Annotated in this window: 21 protein-coding genes and 2 other annotated features; of the genes, 7 read left to right on the top strand and 14 right to left on the bottom strand. The window is 37.4% G+C overall.

All coding sequences use genetic code 11. The features are described from left to right. Positions 1-128: 128 nt before the first annotated feature. The 5 genes from JOD14_RS08575 to JOD14_RS08555 form a co-directional block, all read right to left on the bottom strand. A complete protein-coding gene (locus tag JOD14_RS08575; RefSeq protein WP_204654411.1) occupies positions 129-1,997 on the bottom strand; it encodes an acyltransferase family protein in 1,869 nt (622 codons plus the stop codon). 35 nt (positions 1,998-2,032) lie between these two features. Beyond that, positions 2,033-2,908 carry a YitT family protein gene (locus tag JOD14_RS08570; protein ID WP_204654410.1) on the bottom strand — a complete coding sequence of 292 codons (876 nt, stop codon included), beginning with the start codon at positions 2,906-2,908 and terminating at the stop codon, positions 2,033-2,035. A gap of 130 nt (positions 2,909-3,038) precedes the next feature. Next, positions 3,039-4,808, bottom strand: coding sequence for an aspartate--tRNA ligase (gene aspS / locus JOD14_RS08565; RefSeq protein WP_204654409.1), 1,770 nt, complete (start codon positions 4,806-4,808; stop codon positions 3,039-3,041). Then, positions 4,809-6,107, bottom strand: a complete 1,299-nt coding sequence (hisS, locus tag JOD14_RS08560) for a histidine--tRNA ligase (RefSeq protein WP_204654408.1) — start codon at positions 6,105-6,107, stop codon at positions 4,809-4,811. It lies immediately after the preceding gene. A 45-nt stretch (positions 6,108-6,152) separates the two neighbouring features. Then, positions 6,153-6,377 (bottom strand) — a binding site (T-box leader). A gap of 49 nt (positions 6,378-6,426) precedes the next feature. Further along, entirely contained in the window at positions 6,427-6,891 is a 465-nt protein-coding gene (locus tag JOD14_RS08555; protein WP_204654407.1) for a hypothetical protein, read from the bottom strand. Positions 6,892-7,647: 756 nt separating this feature from the next. On the opposite strand from JOD14_RS08555, the gene JOD14_RS08550 reads away from it, so the two are divergent. From JOD14_RS08550 to JOD14_RS08525, 6 genes are all read left to right on the top strand, one after another. Continuing rightward, positions 7,648-9,021: a sensor histidine kinase gene (locus tag JOD14_RS08550; protein ID WP_204654406.1), complete on the top strand. Its 1,374-nt coding sequence runs from the start codon at positions 7,648-7,650 to the stop codon at positions 9,019-9,021. Beyond that, positions 9,002-9,607 (top strand): response regulator transcription factor, encoded by a 606-nt coding sequence (locus JOD14_RS08545; protein WP_204654405.1) that lies wholly within the window; start codon positions 9,002-9,004, stop codon positions 9,605-9,607. The genes JOD14_RS08550 and JOD14_RS08545 overlap by 20 nt, the downstream gene beginning before the upstream one ends. Positions 9,608-9,670: 63 nt before the next feature. Further along, entirely contained in the window at positions 9,671-10,411 is a 741-nt protein-coding gene (locus JOD14_RS08540; RefSeq protein WP_204654404.1) for an alpha/beta fold hydrolase, read from the top strand. A 9-nt stretch (positions 10,412-10,420) separates the two neighbouring features. Next, on the top strand, positions 10,421-10,867 hold the full coding sequence (locus JOD14_RS08535) for an acyl-CoA thioesterase (protein ID WP_204654403.1): 447 nt from the start codon (positions 10,421-10,423) through the stop codon (positions 10,865-10,867). Next, the gene (gene aac(6') / locus JOD14_RS08530) at positions 10,860-11,294 is read left to right on the top strand and encodes an aminoglycoside 6'-N-acetyltransferase (RefSeq protein WP_204654402.1); all 435 of its coding nucleotides are present in this window, start codon (positions 10,860-10,862) and stop codon (positions 11,292-11,294) included. Before JOD14_RS08535 ends, aac(6') begins: the two co-directional genes overlap by 8 nt. Before the next feature lie 268 nt (positions 11,295-11,562). Beyond that, positions 11,563-12,099 (top strand): GNAT family N-acetyltransferase, encoded by a 537-nt coding sequence (locus JOD14_RS08525; RefSeq protein ID WP_204654401.1) that lies wholly within the window; start codon positions 11,563-11,565, stop codon positions 12,097-12,099. Positions 12,100-12,365: 266 nt separating this feature from the next. Here JOD14_RS08525 and JOD14_RS13390 read toward each other — a convergent pair whose 3' ends face one another. From JOD14_RS13390 to JOD14_RS08485, 9 genes are all read right to left on the bottom strand, one after another. Beyond that, complete coding sequence (locus tag JOD14_RS13390; protein WP_275581297.1) at positions 12,366-12,491, bottom strand: hypothetical protein; 126 nt, start codon at positions 12,489-12,491, stop codon at positions 12,366-12,368. A gap of 303 nt (positions 12,492-12,794) precedes the next feature. Beyond that, a complete protein-coding gene (gene rplT / locus JOD14_RS08520; protein ID WP_204654400.1) occupies positions 12,795-13,154 on the bottom strand; it encodes a 50S ribosomal protein L20 in 360 nt (119 codons plus the stop codon). Positions 13,155-13,225: 71 nt separating this feature from the next. After that, on the bottom strand, positions 13,226-13,426 hold the full coding sequence (gene rpmI / locus JOD14_RS08515; protein WP_192423645.1) for a 50S ribosomal protein L35: 201 nt from the start codon (positions 13,424-13,426) through the stop codon (positions 13,226-13,228). Between the two features lie 68 nt (positions 13,427-13,494). Further along, a complete protein-coding gene (gene infC, locus JOD14_RS08510) occupies positions 13,495-14,016 on the bottom strand; it encodes a translation initiation factor IF-3 (protein WP_192423647.1) in 522 nt (173 codons plus the stop codon). A gap of 40 nt (positions 14,017-14,056) precedes the next feature. Then, positions 14,057-14,181 (bottom strand) — a sequence feature (ribosomal protein L20 leader region). Positions 14,182-14,291: 110 nt separating this feature from the next. Next, the gene (locus JOD14_RS08505; protein WP_192423649.1) at positions 14,292-14,573 is read right to left on the bottom strand and encodes a cupin domain-containing protein; all 282 of its coding nucleotides are present in this window, start codon (positions 14,571-14,573) and stop codon (positions 14,292-14,294) included. A 7-nt stretch (positions 14,574-14,580) separates the two neighbouring features. Next, positions 14,581-15,342 carry a class I SAM-dependent methyltransferase gene (locus JOD14_RS08500; RefSeq protein WP_204654399.1) on the bottom strand — a complete coding sequence of 254 codons (762 nt, stop codon included), beginning with the start codon at positions 15,340-15,342 and terminating at the stop codon, positions 14,581-14,583. A 179-nt stretch (positions 15,343-15,521) separates the two neighbouring features. After that, a complete protein-coding gene (gene nox, locus JOD14_RS08495; protein WP_192423653.1) occupies positions 15,522-16,856 on the bottom strand; it encodes a H2O-forming NADH oxidase in 1,335 nt (444 codons plus the stop codon). A 153-nt stretch (positions 16,857-17,009) separates the two neighbouring features. Further along, on the bottom strand, positions 17,010-18,032 hold the full coding sequence (locus JOD14_RS08490; RefSeq protein WP_204654412.1) for a glycosyltransferase family 2 protein: 1,023 nt from the start codon (positions 18,030-18,032) through the stop codon (positions 17,010-17,012). Positions 18,033-18,150: 118 nt separating this feature from the next. Further along, positions 18,151-18,795, bottom strand: coding sequence for a deoxynucleoside kinase (locus JOD14_RS08485; protein WP_204654398.1), 645 nt, complete (start codon positions 18,793-18,795; stop codon positions 18,151-18,153). Between the two features lie 265 nt (positions 18,796-19,060). Here JOD14_RS08485 and mvk point away from each other — a divergent pair, with 265 nt between their 5' ends. Next, the gene (mvk, locus tag JOD14_RS08480; RefSeq protein ID WP_192423657.1) at positions 19,061-19,984 is read left to right on the top strand and encodes a mevalonate kinase; all 924 of its coding nucleotides are present in this window, start codon (positions 19,061-19,063) and stop codon (positions 19,982-19,984) included.

Here is a 19,984-nt window from a genome sequence, read left to right as displayed (position 1 = left end):
CATCACTGATTTCGGCTTGTGGTTCGCTACGCTTGGCGGTAACTACCCGCGACTGGACTTGCACCAGCTAGATGAATGCCATGCCTGGCACACACAAAAAATTCTAGGAGAAAATCCCCCTAGAATTTTTATGGTTTTGCTAAAATTGTTTGAGCAATTAAATTCGTATAATCAATTAAACCTGTTTCATTAGGATGCACTTGATCTTCTTCAAACCAAGCTGTTTGTCCTTGGCTAACTTCATACCAATTGATTAAGGTTACATTTTTATATTTGTTTGCTATTTTTTCTAATAACTGATTGATGTCGCCTTCCCAACGCTTGTTTGGAACATGAACATTCATTAAATAGACTGGACGATCACCTAGTTCTGCCATTAATTGATCAAAATCAGATTCAGAACCGGCACCATTCGTCCCAAGCCCGATGAGGACCGTCTCACCGATTAAATTCTCTTTGATTAATTCTTTCGCAACTTCGGCACCATCATAAATTTGTCTGCCTACTTTTGCATCAATAATCATTTTAGGAAAAACTTCTTGTAAGTGTGCGGTCGCACCAAGCATGACCGAATCACCAATTGCGGTAATCGAAAGGGTTTGACCGGCTAATATTTGTTTTTCGGTTAATTGAACTGGCGTAACCGATTCTGGCTTCTTGCTTTCTTCTTTCGTTGTATCTTTTTCAGCATCATTTGTATTCCCTTGATTTTTTGACTGCTCGGCTAGTTTTTGGCTTTCTGCTAACCGTTCTTGGAAAGCTTGTTGTTCTGCCGTTGTACTTTCTGTTTTAGAAAAAACAATGCCCACCAAAGCCGAAATAATAACAAATAAAGAAGCCGCTTTTTTTAAAGTCGCAAGGGTGAGGGTTGGTTTCGTAAACCAAGATTTTCCAGCCATTTTTAGAGCGTGCCAATTGATTTTTTTCCCTTTTTGTTCGGCCAAACGATAAGATAATTCGCTAATGCCAAAAATTAAGATTAGTTCAATTAACGTATGTAGCCACAAGTTCTTGTTAATATTTTTGACTTTTGCTTCATAAAAAATCATTACTGGAAATTGCCATAAATACAAACTATAACTTCTTTGACCTAAATAAGTAAAGACGGGATTCGTTAACCATTTATCCCAGCTCGCCCCTGGATGGGCAATCACCGCAACTAAAACGACGATTACGAAACTGATTAAATACATGCCACCATAGTAAACAAAACGATAGCGGGCATCAAGGTAAAGAAAAGCTACCCCTAATAGTAAAAGTGCGACGCCACCAAATAAATTAAGGAGATGTTTAGCTTTTAGTGGGATATCTTTTCGCAAATGTGTACTCGGCCAAATAAAAGCGAGCAAATTCCCTAGCCATAAAGAAAACAGTCGGGTATCCGTTCCGTAATAAACGCGGCTTGGGTCACTGCCAGGAGTATATAAAAAGCCCATGAATAGTGCGGAAATCAAGGTTGCCGCAAATAAAAATTGAATGATGTGCTTTTTCTTTTTAACAAACATCATTAGTAAGAAAAAAACGATTGGCCAAAGTAGATAATTTTGACCTTCAACACCTAAAGACCAAAGATGAGTAAACGGCGATTCATTGTTAAACCGATCAAAATAAGAAAGGCCATGACGAATTTGCCACCAGTTATTCGTATAAGTTAGGCTACTAAATACAATGCCACGTAAATTGGTTAGCAGATTTCGTTGAAAAAGAGTAATATAAGCAGATGAAACAACTAATACCGCAAGCAAGGCTGGATACAATCGCTTTAACCGACGCAAGTAAAACTCTTTAAAATTAATTTTGTTTGTACTTTGCCATTCTTGGCGCAAATGATCTGTAATTAAATACCCTGAAATCACATAAAAAACCGCAACCCCTAGATAACCACCACGTATTTGATTGGGAAATAGGTGATAAAAAATCACTCCAATTACCGCAATGCTTCGCAAACCATTTAAACCTGAAATATAGCGACTCTTATTTTGCTTCTTTTTTTCCATCTTTTTTTCCTCATTTATCATTTAAATTTCTCATCTTACAAGTCCTCTTCATAAAAACGGCCTAAAATTTGTACGTTATCGGCAATACTGACGAAGGCCTTTGGATCGGTTTCTTTCATAACTTGTTTTAAAAATGGCAATTCATAACGTGTAACGACTGTTAATAAAACTTTTTGATGATCGTAACGAAACGCGCCTTCTGCATCATTAATAATCGTAATCCCACGACGCAACCTGGCATGAATGCCATGAACGACTTCCTCTGGATGCGAAGTAATAATAGTAACTTGCATTTTCTTTTGTTTGGTAAACACCGCATCGGTTACTTTCCCGCTCACAAAAATAGCAAGTGCGCTATATAAGGCATATTGCCAACCAAAAAGTAAGCCAGCTGCAGCCATAATAATGGAATTGAAAAAGATTGAAAGCGAACCGATCGTCTTTCCCGTTCTCTTTCGAATCGCGATTGTGATGAAATCTAGGCCACCAGAAGATAAATTATTTTTTAAAACATAACCATTGGCTGCCCCCATAATCGCACCACCAAAAATGGCATTAATGGTTGGATCAGTGGATAAGACTTGAGTGGGCATAATTTGCATAAAGAGCGAAGTTAAAATAACTGTAATCCCCGTAAAAAAAGTAAATTTCGGGCTAATTTTATACCAACCTAATAAAAATAAGGGAATATTTAAAATAAGAAGGGCTGCAGAAACTGGGATCGATTGGCCAAAAAGCTCGATACCAAGTGTTCGAATAATTTGGGCAATCCCTGTTACCCCACTTGAATAGATTTTTCCTGGTTCATAAAAAAGGTTCACGGCAGCCGATGCCATAATCGCATACACGACCGAAGTTGAAAATTTTGTTGCAAAATTTGAATACGGGAGATGTCTCATTAGCCTTTCCATTGGGAAGCCTCACTTTATTTACATTTTAACAATCTTTCTTCATTATACGCACTTTTTATTAAAAATAAATAAACAATTAGTAAAAGTCGCCGATTAAGCCGGAACTTTTAACTAATTGTTTATTTTTTTATTATTCTACTTCAACCGTTACATCAATTCCAAGTTCAAAAAGTTGTAGTGGTGATACTGGGCTTGGTGCTTGTGACATTGGATCTACTGCACGGCCATTTTTTGGAAAGGCAATCACTTCACGAATATTGTCTTCACCAGCTAATAACATGACTAAACGATCTAAGCCAAGGGCAATACCGCCATGTGGAGGGAAGCCAAAGTCAAGCGCTTCAAGCAAGAATCCAAATTGTTCATTCATTTCACGATGAGAAAACCCTAGCGTTTCAAAGATTTGTTCTTGCAATTCACGATGATGAATCCGTAAAGAACCACCACCAACTTCATAGCCATTTAAGACAATATCATACGCTTGTGCATAAACTCTGCTTGGATCGGTTGCTAGTAATGGAATATCGGTTTCTTTTGGTAAAGTGAATGGGTGGTGTGCACTAACAAAACGCCCCGCTTCTGCATCGTATTCAAATTGTGGCCAATCAACGACCCATAAAAAATTGAATTTTGATTCATCAATTAAGTCTAATTCTTTCCCTAAACGAGAACGTAATGCGCCAAGTGCTGCTGAAACAACTTCAAAACTATCCGCTCCAAACATCAGCAAGTCGCCTACTTCGGCATTGGTTGCAGCCATAATTGCCGGTGTTGCTTCAACTAAGAATTTCGCAATTGGGCCTTTTAGACCATCTTCTTCAACTTTCAACCAAGCTAAGCCTTTTGCGCCATATTGACTAACGAAAGTTCCCAAATTATCCATGTCTTTACGTGAATACTTTTCTGCTGCGCCTTTCGCGTTTAAAGCTTTTACAACCCCACCATTTGATAAAGCCATTTGGAAGACTTTAAAATCAATGTCTTTGACGGTTTCTGATAAATCGATTAATTCCATTTCAAAACGCGTATCTGGTTTGTCACTACCAAAGCGATCCATTGCTTCTTGCCAAGATAAGCGTGGGAATGGTGCTTTGATTTCTAAACCTTTCACGTCTTTCATTACTTTGACTAACATTTCTTCAGTCAGTGTTTGAATTTCTTCTGCCGTTAAGAAGCTTGTTTCAATATCGACTTGGGTAAATTCTGGTTGACGGTCGCCACGTAAATCTTCATCACGGAAACAACGAACGATTTGGTAGTAACGGTCAAAGCCAGCGTTCATTAATAATTGTTTGAAAATTTGTGGTGATTGTGGCAATGCGTAAAATTCACCTTGATGAACACGTGATGGTACTAAGTAGTCACGCGCACCTTCTGGCGTAGATTTCGCCAAATAAGGTGTCTCGATATCTAAAAATTCTTCCCCATCTAAATATTGACGGATAGCTTGAGTTACTCTGGTACGCATCATTAAGTTTTGCGTCATTTTCGGGCGACGTAAATCTAAATAACGGTGTTTCATTCTTGCCTCATCGCCAACGTTTGCTTCATCTTCAATTGGAAATGCAGGTGTTTTCGCTTTACTTAAAATGGTTATTTCCTCAACCATCACTTCGACTTCACCGGTTTTCATTTTCGGATTGATGGCCTCTGGTGCACGCTCAATGACTTCACCATAAACTTCAATTACATACTCACTACGACAAGTATCCGCCACTTCCCAAGCTTCTTTTGATAACTCTGGGTTAAAGACAACTTGCACTAAACCTTCGCGGTCACGTAAATCAATAAAGATGACGCCCCCTAAATCTCGGCGTTTTTGGACCCAACCTTTTAAAGTTACTTTTTGCCCTAAATACTCTTTGGTCACTCGACCGTTATACACTGTTCTTTTTGCCATTTAGATTTCCTCTTCTTTCATTAATTCATCGTATATTGCTAGAAAGTCTTGATAAATGTCCGTTAATGGGACTTGAATTTCTTTTCTATTTGCCATTGCTTTTACATTGATAACACCTGACTCTAATTCACTTTCGCCAATCGTTAAAACGAGTTTGGCTCCTAATTTATCGGCCGTTTTAAATTGCGCTTTAGCTTTACGATTTAAAACATCGCGATCCGCTGAAAAACCAGCTTGACGAATGCTTTGAACGACTTTCAATGCTTCAATGTTTGTCGCCTCACCTAAATTTACAACATAGGCATCAAGCGCATGTTGGGTTGGTAAAGTAACACCTTCTGCTTCTAAGACCAGTAAGACACGTTCCATACCTAGTGCAAAGCCAAAACCAGGTGTTTCTGGTCCGCCTAAGTCTGCCACTAATTGGTTGTAACGCCCACCAGCACAAATGGTATTTTGTGCTCCCATTCCTTTTGCATCACTCATAATTTCAAAAATCGTGTGCGTATAGTAATCCAAGCCACGTACCATGTTCTTATCAATTTCATAAGTAACCTCGAGCGCATCAAGCATCGCAACGACTTCATCAAAATGTTTTTTCGAAGCGGCACTTAAATGCTCTAAAATTGAAGGCGCGTTGGCAACGATTTGTTGGTCACGCTTGTCTTTGCTGTCTAAGACGCGCAAAGGGTTTTCGAGTAGACGACGCTGTGAATCTTCACTTAAAGTCTCTTTATGTGGCATTAGATAATCAATTAACGCTTGACGATAATTTTGACGTGTTTCTTGGTCTCCCAGTGTATTGATAACTAAACGCAATTCACTTAAACCAAGCTGTTTAAAGAAATCAAGGGCCATCAACATCGTTTCAACATCGGTTGCTGGGTTTTCCGAGCCAAAAGCCTCGACCCCAATTTGATGGAATTGTCTTAGACGACCTTTTTGAGGACGTTCGTAACGAAACATCGGTCCTGTATAAAAGACTTTGTAAGGTTTGGCATATTCTGGTCCAAACAACTTATGTTCCACAAAAGAACGAACAACCGGTGCCGTGCCTTCGGGTCTTAACGTAATGTGACGCTCGCCCTTGTCATAAAAATCATACATTTCTTTCGTTACAATATCTGTTGTATCCCCGACACTACGCGTGATTACTTCAATGTGTTCAAACATCGGTGTCCGAATTTCTTGGTATTGGTAGTCATTAAAAATTAAACGTGCGGTTTCTTCTAAAAATTGCCATTTTTCGACTTCTCCTGGCAAAATATCGTGGGTGCCTTTTGGGCCTTGATAATTCATCACAAATCCTCCTTCAAAATAAAAAACAAAAAACGCCCTTGTTTACACAAGGACGCGAACATTCACGTGGTACCACCTAAATTTGAAAGTTTATCGATTCAATCATAAAAAAAACTTTCCTCAAAACGATTAACGCTCGTACACGTAGAGGCTTTGCTTCCTCTCATCTCCAGATTGTCTTTTGGTAGTTTTTCCTTAAATGACTCTCAGCCACGGTCATTCTCTCTAATAAGTCAAAAAATTACCTACTCGATCTTTCACTGACTTTTCTTATAGTATGTTTAAATTACAAGAGAATCACAGGAAAGTCAAGTTTTTTCTATTGCTTCTTTTGCATCTCAAAGTAAAAAGTGTAATATAATACCCCTGTGACCAGCGCGAACCCGGCAGCCCAATAACGCAATTTTTCCTGAAAGAAAAACAACCATAACAGTCCAATGATTGTTGGAAAATTAATCCAACCTTTAAAAAATAGCTGTTCTTTGTTTTGATAAATATACAAAAGAATATGAATGCCTAGTGATATCCCTAGCATCCCCCAATAAATCCAAACATTTTCACTTCCACTCAAACGCATTCCACCAAACGTTCCCATCGGAAGATCAAATTCTTCTGCCACAATAAAAACTGGCAATTTTACGGCTAAAATGGCAATAAAACCATTTAATAATGCCAGACCAATTGGATAACGCTTCTTTTCTTTTTTTAAATAGGCATTGGTATACAGATATTGCATCGTCCATTTCCCTTTTAAGTAATCCAGCAGATTTTCTTGACGGTTCATCTTTCTTTTCCCTCCAGTCTTTTCTTCTTATTTTTATTGTAAGTCAAAAAAACAAAAGAATACATGAGTAAAAGCGGAAAAAAACAACTCTTACTAGACTTTCCCTTGGTTTGCTTGCTATGATAAACCTATTAAGATAGTAAAGGAAAAAACGTGATGAATACATTTATTCCCAAGGCTTTTTTATTTACATCCTGGACTTTAATGAGCGGATGGTTGCTTTCAGACGGGTCCTTCTTTTTTGAATCACAAGAAAAGCAACTCCAACTTTTGATTTGCTTTTTCTTATTATTTCTTGGTAGTTTTATTTTTTTTAGACAACCAATTAATGAGACCAACATTACTTACTTATATTTGATACTTTCACTTGTTTTTAGCATTTTTCTTGATCAAATAAATAACCCTGTTTTTTTAACCCTTCGTTTTCTGTGCTTTGCCTTTATCCCGCTCTTACTTTTTTCTTTTCTCCAATCTTTTTTAGCAGATAATCGGCCAAAGCGAATCAAACTTTTGCTTATTCTGATCACATGCCTTACTTTCGTTGCTTTTGCTCTATCTTTTCACCCTAATTTTAGCCTTTTAGCGCTATATCTCTGTACCTTTGTTTTTGCTATTTTCTATTTAAAAGAAAAAAATTGGTTATTTCCTTCAAAATCTCGACGACTATTAAATTTTTCAGTCATTGGTTTGTTATTTTGTTCGTTTCTCTTATCAAGCAATACTTTTTCATTTTTTTCAATCATTGGTGGACAAAGCTTGATTTTGATTGAATTACTCATTGTTTTTTTCACAAGCAGTCTAGCTTATTTATTAATCAAAGAATATTACTTAAATTTTTCGACTCGTTGGATTGAAGCCGCTATCATTTTGTTTATTAGCTTTAGCGTTGCTCTGGGCATGCGGTTTTTCCAAAATTCTTTTTTATTGCACTTTTTTCAAATCTTAGTTGGCACCGCTTCGAGTCTTTTTTTCATTCAAAAATGGGAGCAACAGCAAAAAAAGAAGCAACAACAAGCTCAAAAAGAATTTCTCTTTGAAAAAAAAGAATTATTGAATCAATTGACCTATAATCAATTTTTACAAGAAGTCGCAAAACTGCTTACTTTTTCAATAGAAGAACAAAGCAAAAGCCCTCGTTTTTTAGTACTGCTAAAAAGTGGCAATGATTACCTCTCTCTCAGTCAAAAAGGGACGAGCTTGAAAAATATTGCATTAAGTAAAATACCTGATTTGCTCGCAAAACAAGGTGCATTCTTTCATGATGGTTTAGCTTATGAATGGTTTCATCTTGAAATACAAAGTGAAAACATTTGGTTATTTTTTGAACAAACGGACCAGACAATTTCACACTCAATGATACGTTCTTTGATTGAAAAGTATCTTAAATTTATCCAAATGGTTCGCTTCCTTCATCTGGCGCAAAAGCCAACCTTTGAAATACCATTAGATACAAATGTACAATTACAAGCAAAACTATTTAATAGCCTCGAAACCCAGAAAAAGAAACAAGCAGATTATTTACACGACGATGTTTTACAAACAATTATCGCGTTAAAAACACTGACAACACGGCTTAAAGGTGATGCTGCAATTAAAAATTTAGTAGAGGATTCGTTTAGCCAATTGATTGCTTCAATCCGTCAAGAAATTTTTCATATCGCCCCATCAACGTTGTACCATATTCCTTTAACAGATAATATTACTATTTTAATGCAAGATTTTAGCCGGCGATACCCTGAAACAAATTTTACTTTTACTTGGGACAGTCGCCACGACGTTCCTTCTAGACTCGTTGCTCCGGTTTATCGCATCATTAAAGAATTAAACGAAAATATCGGAAAACATGCCCAAGCAACACAGGCACTTACTAAACTTACCATTCATGATGCTATTTTAACGCTTTTTATTCAAGACAACGGTTTAGGAATTCCTGCTATCGAAAACTTTGAACAAATTTTACTTCAAAACCAAACACATATTGGACTACTATCAATCAAAAACGATATTAAATGGCTAAACGGTACTTTTACCTTACTCCCTCCAACCGATTTATTTTCGGGAGTAAATATTAAGATTACGATTCCATTAATGGATCGAAAGGAAGAAAACGATGAAGATTTTGCTAATTGATGATCATTATTTAATTGGTAAGAGTCTAGAACTCACTTTAACCACCTATCCGAGTATCCGAGCGTTCAAACACTTAATCGATCCATCTTTAGCAATCGAAACGGTTTCTTGTTATCAACCCGATATCATCTTAATGGATATCCATATGGGGACTACGAATGGGATTGATCTTGGCAAAGAAATTTTACAACTATTCCCCACGAAACTCGTCTTTCTTTCAGGATTTGATTTAATTGAATACCATCACCAAACACAAGAAATTGGCGCTTATGGCTTTTTTGATAAAAGTTGCGCCATTGACACGTTAGTTACTCAACTTGAAAAGATTCATTTCCATAATGAAAAATTTTTTCCGCTAAAAAAAGAAAATATAACACTGCCATCACTTAGCCCGCGAGAAAAAGAAATATTGCAACGTTTGGCACAAGGTGAAAAACAAATTGCCATTGCACAAGATTTAAAGATTAGTGAACGAACCGTCCGCAATCACCTTTACACAATTAATGAGAAATTAGGCACGACTTCCGCCCTTACTTCCGTCGTAAAAGCGATTGAATTAGGGGTGGTGCAAGTACAGCTGCAATAAAAGAGCCAAAAAAGTGACAGAAAATCGCCTTTTTCGTTATACTATTCCTAAGGAGATGACGAGATGAAACTAGCGATACGAAAAAGAAAAATCGGCAATATTCCCGTTTTAGAAGTCGTTGATGATACCAAAATTTATGAACCAATGCCCTTAGTGATTTATTATCACGGATGGCAAACAGCCAAGGAACTCGTCTTAACGCAAGGTCGAAAATTGGCGCATAAAGGATTTCGCGTGATTTTGCCCGATGCTGCCAATCACGGTGAGCGTAAAACAGAGCTTTCGCCGATTCCTTCGCTAACTTTTTGGAATAGTATTCAAAGTAATTTATTTGAGTTTGCCTTTATTGTTGATTTTTTTGAAAATTTAGGGGTAACGAATGGTAAAATTGGCGTAGGTGGGGTTTCAATGGGTGGCATGACAACTTGTGCCCTGCTGACGAAACACCCTGAAATAACAGCGGCTGCTTGCATTATGGGCTCACCTGCACTGATTCAATACCGCGAACGGATTCAATTTCACGCGCGCGCTGCTGGATTTTTCTTACCAGAAGACTACGAAACGTTAGTCAGTTGGATTGATGCGTATGATTTATCTTCTCAACCAGAAAAATTACACAATCGGCCATTACTTTTTTGGCACGGGACACAAGACGAGAAGATACCTTACGAAGATGTCAAACAATTTGTCACGAGTACCACTGCGCCACCCAATATTCATTTTGTTTCGTCTGAAGAAAAACACTTAGTAAAAGGCGATACGATGACACTGGTTACCGATTTTTTTGAAAATTATTTAAAATAAAGGAGTGAAATGATGACTTATTCTGGTTATTTACGCCAACCGCATTATTATGAAACGGACCAAATGGGGATTATCCACCATTCCAATTACATTCGTTGGTTTGAGGAAGCACGCGTTGATTGGCTAGCGTTTTTGGATTTACCTTATTATAAAATTGAAGAAGCCGGAATTATTATTCCCGTTTTAGCGGTAAGTTGCGAGTATAAGGAAATGATTCGTTACGAAGATGCGGTTAAAATTTCTGTCAAAATTGAGCAATACACTGGGACTAGGCTTGATTTTTCATATCAAATTAGCCATCAAAAAACGGGTAATCTCTTAACAACGGGCACTAGTAAGCATTGTTTTTTAGCCAAAGATTCAAATCGATTATTGCAATTACGTCGTAGCCACCCTGAAGTCCACCAAAAATTTCTCGAAACGTTTGAAGCTCAAAATGAGGCTAGTGATGATTAAACAAGCAAATCTAAAAGATGCTACTATCCTTGCCCAACTCGCACAAGAATTATGGCCACATCACACACTACTAGACTTAATCAAAGAAACACAAGACTTTTTGGCACAACCAGAAACCGCCTACTTCTTGGCTTTTCAAGACAGCACGCCGATTGGTTTCGCGCAGTGCCAGTTACGTCATGATTATGTAGAAGGAACGACTACTTCACCGGTCGGTTACCTAGAGGGGATTTACGTACAAGAAAATCATCGAAAAAAACAGGTAGCGACCCACTTACTGCAAGCTTGCCAAAATTGGGCAAAAGAAAAAAATTGTCGCGAATTTGCCAGTGATTGCGAACTTGATAATGAAGATAGCCTGCGATTTCATCTAGCAGCAGGTTTTATTGAAGCGAATCGCATTATTTGTTTTACAAAACCACTCTAAAAAGGGCTTAACTAAAATAAAAAACGACTAAATAAAAAAGCGCCCACCCGCTAACAAGCGTTGTTGCACCGCCTAATAGAGCTAAGAAAAGTGCATTGAGTGGGGCTGCTTTTTTTAACTTCAATGAGCCGTAACAAAAACTTATGCCTAATAAAAAGGAAAAAATTAAAAGAAAATACACCACGTTCACCTCTTTTGATTTTGCTATATTTTACCATATCATATAATAGAACTAAAAATAATGACTATAAAAAAGGGGGAACACTTAATGAGTAAATACATTCACCTAGCAATTACAGAGCAATTAAATTTAATTGTTCCAGAAATCCAAATGGCCGAAGAACTTTTTCAATTAGTTGATTCTGATCGAGAACACTTGCGTCCATTTTTAAGTTTTTTAGATAGTGCCCGAGAGGTCGAAGTGCAAAGAAAATTTATCCAAACGAAACTTCATGGTGCTGCCAAAGGTACCGACAAACTCTTTTTTATTGCGATGGACGATAAAATTATTGGTTCAATTGATTTACACACGATTGACTTGAAAAATCAAAAAGCCGAAATCGGTTACTGGATCCACTCTGCTTATACTAAACAACACATCACTTCAAAAGCAGTGAAAAGACTTTGTCAATACGCCTTTGAAACGCTTGGCTTAAATAAACTAACCATTATGGCTGATACTGAAAATATTGCTAGCAATGCGGTTGCTAAAAGTTGCGGCTTCACTCTTTTAGGTACTCGTAAACAAGATATTTATTTACACGATGCTTTTTGTGACATGAACGAATATTATTTATTGAAATAACGGTATTTCCGCAAGACACCACCGATATTTTCACATTTATCGGTGTCTTTTTCATCAGAATTAAATAACGATTGTTTTAAAAAATCGAATCGTTACTTTTTTTGAATTCGTACAATGAAAAAATTGTAGTAGATTGTCTTGTTTGAAAATGTAAAAAATCCCTTTATAGTTAGCTAGAATATAAAATGTGCTAGCGTGAACCAGCTTTTCGTTATTATTTTATCTGTAACTACTTATCCAATCCCACTATTTTTCGTTGCTTACGGTTAGCTTCTTCGGCAATATATTTTTAAAACTGTTCGAAATTCTTTCCGAGAAGCATTTTCTTGGAAAGTTCCATAATCTCTTCCATATTTTTCGGCAATTTTTAATGCATCTTCTTTTTTAATCACTTAACTTTCCCTCCAAATTCGCAATCGTATATTTGTTTGAAATGGCTAACTCTATATTTTCTATACCTTCAATAACGCCTGAAATAATATACTGTAGCCGCGATTCTTGCGGAAATCACAGTGGTGACGATAAACAACGAAATCGTTTTTGCACATACACTAACACCGCCTCTCAATTGAGGTTAGCTTAGTGCGATGAAATGAGTATACCGTATTTTTGGCTGCAAGAAGGACTTATAACCTAAAAAAACCTCACTATACTATTATAGTGAGGTCGACATTGATCAATCAATGTTTATAAGCTTATTTTGCAAGGGCAGTTTTTGCTTGGTCAGCTAATGCTGTAAATGCAGCAGCATCGTTTACTGCTAAGTCAGCTAACATTTTGCGGTTGATATCGATTTCTGCTAATTTCAAACCGTGCATTAATTTTGAGTAGCTTAAGCCATTCATACGCGCTGCAGCGTTGATACGTGCAATCCATAATTTGCGGAAGTCGCGTTTTTTCTGACGACGATCGCGGTATGCGTAGTAGTATGAATTCATTACTTGTTCTTTTGCTGTTTTAAATAAAGTATGTTTTGAACCGTAATATCCTTTTGCTAATTTAAGCACTTTTTTACGACGTTTACGAGTTACTGTTCCACCTTTAACACGTGCCATGTTTAATTCCTCCTAAATATAAATGAATCTTCTCTTGAATTTTTTTGTTGTAGTAAGCTTGGTCAAAGCAATTATTTCATGCGAGCTAATTGTTGACGAATACGTTTGAAATCGCCCTTAGATACCATGCTTGCTTTACGTAATTGACGACGTTGTTTCTTTGTTTTACCGTGGAAACGGTGGCTTGTGAACGCACGGAATCTCTTTAATCCGCCTGAACCAGTACGTTTTACGCGTTTTGCTAATCCGCGGTGTGTTTTTTGTTTTGGCATAACTAATTTCCTCCTCAAAATCTTTCGTTATCTGACTTATTCACTAAACGTTTTTAGTGAGCCGCTATTTACTTGTCGTTTTTTGGCGCAAGCACTAAGAACATGCTACGGCCGTCCATTTTCGCTTTTTGTTCCACTGTCGCAATATCGGCAGTTTCTTCTGCTAAGCGATCCAAGACTTTCTGACCAATTTCTTTATGGGTAATGGCGCGTCCTTTAAAACGGATAGAAGCTTTCACTTTATCGCCTTTTTCAAGGAATTTACGTGCATTACGTAGTTTCGTATTGAAATCATTCAAATCAATTGTTGGACTTAAGCGAACTTCTTTTACGTTAATCACTTTTTGTTTTTTACGAGCATCGCGTTCTTTTTTCTGTAATTCAAAGCGATGTTTTCCGTAGTCCATAATTCTTGCAACTGGTGGATTGGCGTTAGGGGCAACAAGTACGACATCTAAATTGGCTTTTTCGGCTAATTCAAGTGCTTCTGCTTTTGTCTTTACTCCAAGTTGGTCACCATTTTGATCAATCAAACGTAACTCACGCGCACGAATGCCGTCGTTTACCATCATATCTTTTGCTATGGTCATTCACCTCCAAGTTATTTGCGAGAAAGAAAGTTATTGGGCTTAAAATACAAAAAAACGAGTTCTTTATCAGAACCCGCGCGTACTCCAGCCTAAACTAGTCTGAAATCCTATTCTGCCCAGGAATACAGTCCCTTAGGCGAGAAGCGGGTGCTCCTTCTTTCATTTCTCAACTTAACCATCATAACAAATACTATTAGCCATGTCAAGCTATTGTTGTTGTTTTTTTAACAAAACGGGTTCCCTCTTTTCTAGGTAACCCGCTTTACTTCATTTATTTACGCTAATGTTGACTTAATAACCATTAACTCACTATCTTCTAATGCATACAAACTATGTGGCTCATTGGGTTGCATCCGGACAATTGCTCCTGGATAAATTTCTTCTTTAAAATTTTCTCCTGAAAAAACAACTTTTCCTTTCACTGGCACTACTACAACCGTATAAGGTGCATCATGTGTTGGAATTGTTTTGCCTTTTTCCATGACTAAATTTGTGATTACTTGATTTTCTGATTGAAAAATATGACCAATCTTTCCTGTTCCTTCATAACGTTCCATTTTTTTCTCAACCTTTCTTTCGACTAAAATTGGCAATATAGCCGATTTCATTTTTATTATGATTAAAAAAGACAAACATCTTTTTAAATTGTTGATAATTTTCTTTCTTTAAACCATTTCTAGTGATTTTTAGCGCTTTCCATAATCCTTCATCACGAATTAAACCGATCGGATCCATTAAAGACATTTTGCCGTATTTTTGGGTAACAATCATGCCTTTTTCAGCAAATAACTTTTCCCAGCCAACAACGGTTAATGGTTCTACATTGACGTGAATCGCCTCTTTTAAAGCTTGCGATAAGGGCTCCTTTTTTGCTGTATTCATTAAACAGACATCTTGTGTTAATAGTACTCCGTTTGGTTTTAACACTCGTAAATACTCTTGGACTGCTTTATCTTTTGCTTTGCCGACAAGCATTGTTAACATCGCTTCATTAATCACGACATCAAAACTTGCATCTTCAAAAGGTAATTTTAAGGCATTTCCTTGAATGACCGTCAGTTTTTCTTCTAGCTTTTCTTTCGCAATATTTCTATGAGCTTGTTCCAAGGCAAATTGACTTTGATCAAGCCCTGTCACTTGGCAACCATATGTTTTGGCTAAATGAATCATCGTTGTTCCCATGTTACAAGCGACTTCTAAGACTTGTGATTCCGCTGTTAAGTTGGCTTGTTCAAGTAACCAATTCGTTGCGATGGTACCACCTGGCCGAAGTTTTGTTTTTCCTAAGCGTGCTAAAAAATGATGCCCAATTTCCTTTTTCCCCATTAGACCCCTCCCTTAATATTTTTATTCTGACTAAAAACAGATAGACTGTGGATGCTTACTTATTTCAATTGAGAATGATTCTCAATTGCATCATACGACGAATTCTTTCACGTGTCAAGATTGAATTAAAGTTAAAAAAAGAAGAAGAACCACTGTCCTTCTTCTTCAAAATTTCTATTTTATTCTGCTGTTAAAGCAGCTTTATTAATGTAGTTGTATGGTTGGTTGTAGTGTGGCAAGAAGAATAAATCTAATAGCCCTAACTCATCAATCGTTACTTGTTTCGCAATTGCTAATGAGAACATGTGGATGGCCATACCAATATCGGCAGAAGTTGAAGCCATTTGCGCACCAACAATGCGACGAGTATTGGCATCATAAACGATACGACCTTTTACTTTATCGTTGTTTTTCATGAAGGCCATTTTTTGTGTATCTTCAAAGTCCACGTACTTCACATCTAAGCCAAAACGTGGGGCCGCGGTTGCAGAATAACCAGTTGATACCATGTTGTAGCCAAAGATCGCAATACCGTTTGAACCTTGGACACCTGGAGACTCAAAATCTAATCCGCCAATGTTTTCACCTGCAACAATCCCTGTACGAACGGCATTACTTGCTAAAGCGATATAAGCTGTGTCTTGTAACGCATTTGAATAAACGGTTGCACAGTCACCCACTGCGTAAACGTCTGGGTCACTTGTTCTTTGATGACGATCAACTAAGTAAGCACCGTTAGCAAATAATTCTAAATGACCATTGCCTAATTCACTGTTTGGTCTAAAACCAATGGCATTAACGACGACGTCAACATCATAAGCACCTTTTGCAGTGACAACTTGTTCAACTTTATCCGTTCCACGGTATTCTTCGACTAATTCACCTAAGTGTAATTCAATGCCATGGTCTGCTAAGTTTTTGTCCATATCATCAGTAAACCAAGCATCGTAGTAGTTTGGTAATGAGCGGTCAGCCGCATCAAATAATAATACGTTTTTACCGCGACGTTTTGCAGCTTCAGCCATTTCAACGCCGATGTATCCTGCACCGATAACCGCTACCGTGTTGATTCCTTCTTGATCAAGCAAGGCATCGATTTGTTGACCTTCATGGAATTTTTTCATAAATTGAATGTTTTTCAAATCGTGTCCTGGAACTTTTGGTTCAATTGGGAAAGAGCCTGTTGCTAAAACTAATTTATCATAGCTTTCTGTCCATTCTTTGCCATCGTTTGCTGTACAATGAACGACTTTATTCGCATAGTCAACAGAAGTTACAGCTGTTTCCGTAAAGATTTTTGCCCCTTTGTTTTCGAAGTCTGTCCGATTTGTGTAGAATAAACCATCGTATGAATCGATTTGGCGTCCTACCCATAAAGCTGTTCCACAACTTAAGTAGCTAAAACTATCTGCTTTTTCAATAATTACAACTTCTTGGTTTTCAAATTTATCTAATAGTGTATTGGCTGCGGCAATTCCGGCATGGTTTGATCCAATAATTACTGTTTTTGTCATTTTGTGTTTCCTCCTTTGATTTACAAACCTAGTGTAACAAGATTGTGAATCAAAAAACTATCAACTTTTTATGCACATGCGAAAAAGTTGATAGTTTTTAGCGAAAAAACTGATTTAACAACATTTGTAAAGGTTTTCCTATTTAGAGATTTTTTATCCTTGTGAATTAGAATTCTTTAATCTTTCTTTAGAATTGCTTGATTCCGGGCTTTTTCCCGCTCCTAATTTTTCTTTTTCGCTTAATTGTTCACATTGGCTACTTTCTTTCACTAAGTAATGAGGGCGGTGCTTCGTTTCTAAAAAAATTTTACCGATATACTTACCAATAATTCCCAAACACAAAAGCTGTAACCCACCTACAAATAAAAAAATTGAAACCATCGATGGCCAACCACTCGTCGGGTCGCCAAATAACAAAGCGCGAACAATAATGAAAACTAGTGCCATGCCTGCCCCAATACAAGACACCGCGCCAATCAATGAAGCAAGCATTAGAGGCACTTCTGAAAAATTAACAATCCCATCAAAGGAATACTTCAATAAACTCCAAAAAGACCATGATGTTTGACCAGCAATCCGCTCACGGTTTTCATAAGACAAGTACTCCGTTTCAAAGCCAACCCAACTAAAGATTCCTTTTGAAAAACGATTGTATTCCGTAATTTCTAAGACGGCATCGACCATTTTTCGTGACATCAGCCGAAAGTCGCGGGCCCCATCGACCATTTGCGTTTCGCTAAAACGATTCATTAAGCGGTAAAACAACCTCGCGAAAAAACTCCGAATAAGTGGTTCTCCTACGCGGTTTTTACGCCTAGTACCTACGCAGTCTAATTTTTTTGCTTCCATTAAAGCTAACATTTCAGGTAACAATTCCGGTGGGTCTTGTAAATCGGCATCCATCACCGTTACCAAATCCCCTTTTGCTCCTTGTAACCCAGCATATAAAGCCGCTTCTTTACCAAAGTTGCGTGAAAATGCTACATAATGGCACTGATCAGGCTTCTTTTGACAAACTTCTTTCAAGACGGTCAAAGTTTGGTCTTTTGATCCGTCATCAATAAATAAATATTCCCATTTTATCGGTTGATCTTTTAACGCTTTTTCTACGGCTTCAATAAACAAAGGAATCGTTTCTTCTTCATTATAACAAGGGACAATAATTGATAATAACATCATTGGCTTCAGCATCCTTTCACTTCATGTTTATTATAACTTGAAAGCAAAAAATAAGAAAACAAGAACCGAAACGAATTGTTTGTACCATTCAGAGTTGGGCATCACACGAATTTAACTAAGCAACCCTTCTAATTTCTTTTAATTTTTCTTCAATGATTTGCAACACTTTTTGTGCGGCTTGTTCATCTTCTACAAAATTAAACACATCGCCATCAATTTGAATTTTCGGACTCGCATCATAAGTTTCATACCAGGCATCATAACGGCGGTTTAATTCTTGATAATAAGCATAGAGCTTTGGATCAAAAGAAATTTGTTCAAAATCCCGCCCCCGTTTTTCAATCCGTTCAAGCATCGTCGCAAAAGAAACACGAATATGCACAAGCAAATCTGGACTTTTCTTTTGTGAAGTATGGGGTAACTCTTCCAACATATTTTGTAACAATTCGTCGTAAACCTGAACTTCTGTAGCCGTCGCTCGACCTAAATCAGCATTTAAATGAAACAACAACGAATCTTCATAAATCGAACGATCTAACACATTATTTTCTGCTTTTAAGGCCTGTTTGATACTAGCAAAACGCCGATTTAAAAAATATATTTGCAGTAAAAAGGCATATTTTTTAGGATCTTGATAAAAAAGCGGCAAGACTTCATTTTCTTCGACCGGTTCAAAAAATGCCTGACTATCCAAATGCGCGGCTAACATTTTTGTCAAACTTGATTTTCCTGCACCAATCGTACCTGCTAAAACAATCATTCAAATTCCTCCAATTATTCTTTTATCTAACGTGTCTTTTGAATCAACTTGAATAGCTTACCTTACAAAAGAAGGACGCGTCAAGAGACGTTTTTCGTGATTTTTTCACAAACAAACGATTACAACCGCTTTTTTTAACAATCATGTTAAGTTTTGTTAGCAATCTATTAAAAAAATACGAGGAAGACTTAACGTGACAGACTTTTTCTAGTAAGATAGAAAAGAATGTATATTTTTGGAAATTTTCAAGAAAGAGGCTAGCGTTATGGAAAGTCAAAGTGTCGGTCAAGCAACTGGCAAAATTATTTTAATGGGTGAACATGCCGTGGTTTATGGCCAACCAGCTATTGCTTTTCCTTTTAACGGAACTGGGATTCGCGCTTTTCTTAAGCCAGCAAATAAAAATAAAATCCTTTCCAGTCACTATAGCGGTTTACTGGAAGACGCACCGAAGCAATTAAATAATTTACAACAACTAACCGCACATTTACAAACCGATTTACACACGCCCAATTTTGAACTAGTGATTGAAAGCACCATTCCTTCTGAAAGAGGAATGGGCTCAAGCGCAGCCGTTGCCGTTGCGATTACGCGGGCTTTTTTTAATTGGGTAAAACACGATTTGAGCCAAGAAAAACTATTGCACTATGTCAACTTTTCAGAAAAAATTGCGCATGGGAGTCCAAGCGGGATTGATGCCGCGACAACGAGTGGGAGTCAGCCCTTACTTTTTAGAAAAGGGGAACCTTTTGAGACGTTCCCACTAAATATCGATGCCTTTTTACTCGTAGCAGATACGGGAGTCAAAGGGCAAACACGCATTGCCGTCGCCGATGTTGCCCAACGGTTAACCGAACAACCACAAGAAACAATGGAAAAAATCACCCATCTAGGCCAATTGGTCTTACAAGCCAAAGAAGCCATTATCAAAAACCAACCAAAAGAACTTGGGCGCTTAATGACGGCTGCCCAAAAAGATTTAAAAAATTTAGGCGTAAGTAACGCTCGCTTAGATCAATTCATTCAACTCTCTTTAAATGCAGGAGCACTGGGCGCAAAATTAACTGGTGGTGGTCGTGGGGGCTGTTTTCTTGTTTTATGTCAAAATGAAACACAAGCATTAGCGATTCAAAATAAATTACAGCAAGCCGGTGTCGTAAGCACTTGGATGCAAAGATTAGGAGTTTAA

Source organism: Enterococcus lemanii, assembly GCF_016909125.1.
Classification (GTDB): domain Bacteria; phylum Bacillota; class Bacilli; order Lactobacillales; family Enterococcaceae; genus Enterococcus_I; species Enterococcus_I lemanii.
Note: the sequence above shows the minus strand (reverse complement) of the source record. Positions and strands in the feature narration are given on the sequence as shown.

What these genes read in the sequence shown, in the direction of transcription:
- JOD14_RS08575 (WP_204654411.1), bottom strand. Translation starts at nt 1,997, where the DNA reads ATGGAAAAAAAGAAGCAAAATAAGAGTCGCTATATTTCAGGTTTAAAT.
- JOD14_RS08570 (WP_204654410.1), bottom strand. Translation starts at nt 2,908, where the DNA reads ATGGAAAGGCTAATGAGACATCTCCCGTATTCAAATTTTGCAACAAAA.
- aspS (WP_204654409.1), bottom strand. Translation starts at nt 4,808, where the DNA reads ATGGCAAAAAGAACAGTGTATAACGGTCGAGTGACCAAAGAGTATTTA.
- hisS (WP_204654408.1), bottom strand. Translation starts at nt 6,107, where the DNA reads ATGAATTATCAAGGCCCAAAAGGCACCCACGATATTTTGCCAGGAGAA.
- JOD14_RS08555 (WP_204654407.1), bottom strand. Translation starts at nt 6,891, where the DNA reads ATGAACCGTCAAGAAAATCTGCTGGATTACTTAAAAGGGAAATGGACG.
- JOD14_RS08545 (WP_204654405.1), top strand. Translation starts at nt 9,002, where the DNA reads ATGAAGATTTTGCTAATTGATGATCATTATTTAATTGGTAAGAGTCTA.
- JOD14_RS08540 (WP_204654404.1), top strand. Translation starts at nt 9,671, where the DNA reads ATGAAACTAGCGATACGAAAAAGAAAAATCGGCAATATTCCCGTTTTA.
- JOD14_RS08535 (WP_204654403.1), top strand. Translation starts at nt 10,421, where the DNA reads ATGATGACTTATTCTGGTTATTTACGCCAACCGCATTATTATGAAACG.
- JOD14_RS08525 (WP_204654401.1), top strand. Translation starts at nt 11,563, where the DNA reads ATGAGTAAATACATTCACCTAGCAATTACAGAGCAATTAAATTTAATT.
- rplT (WP_204654400.1), bottom strand. Translation starts at nt 13,154, where the DNA reads ATGGCACGTGTTAAAGGTGGAACAGTAACTCGTAAACGTCGTAAAAAA.
- rpmI (WP_192423645.1), bottom strand. Translation starts at nt 13,426, where the DNA reads ATGCCAAAACAAAAAACACACCGCGGATTAGCAAAACGCGTAAAACGT.
- infC (WP_192423647.1), bottom strand. Translation starts at nt 14,016, where the DNA reads ATGACCATAGCAAAAGATATGATGGTAAACGACGGCATTCGTGCGCGT.
- JOD14_RS08505 (WP_192423649.1), bottom strand. Translation starts at nt 14,573, where the DNA reads ATGGAACGTTATGAAGGAACAGGAAAGATTGGTCATATTTTTCAATCA.
- JOD14_RS08500 (WP_204654399.1), bottom strand. Translation starts at nt 15,342, where the DNA reads ATGGGGAAAAAGGAAATTGGGCATCATTTTTTAGCACGCTTAGGAAAA.
- nox (WP_192423653.1), bottom strand. Translation starts at nt 16,856, where the DNA reads ATGACAAAAACAGTAATTATTGGATCAAACCATGCCGGAATTGCCGCA.
- JOD14_RS08490 (WP_204654412.1), bottom strand. Translation starts at nt 18,032, where the DNA reads ATGTTATTATCAATTATTGTCCCTTGTTATAATGAAGAAGAAACGATT.
- JOD14_RS08485 (WP_204654398.1), bottom strand. Translation starts at nt 18,795, where the DNA reads ATGATTGTTTTAGCAGGTACGATTGGTGCAGGAAAATCAAGTTTGACA.
- mvk (WP_192423657.1), top strand. Translation starts at nt 19,061, where the DNA reads ATGGAAAGTCAAAGTGTCGGTCAAGCAACTGGCAAAATTATTTTAATG.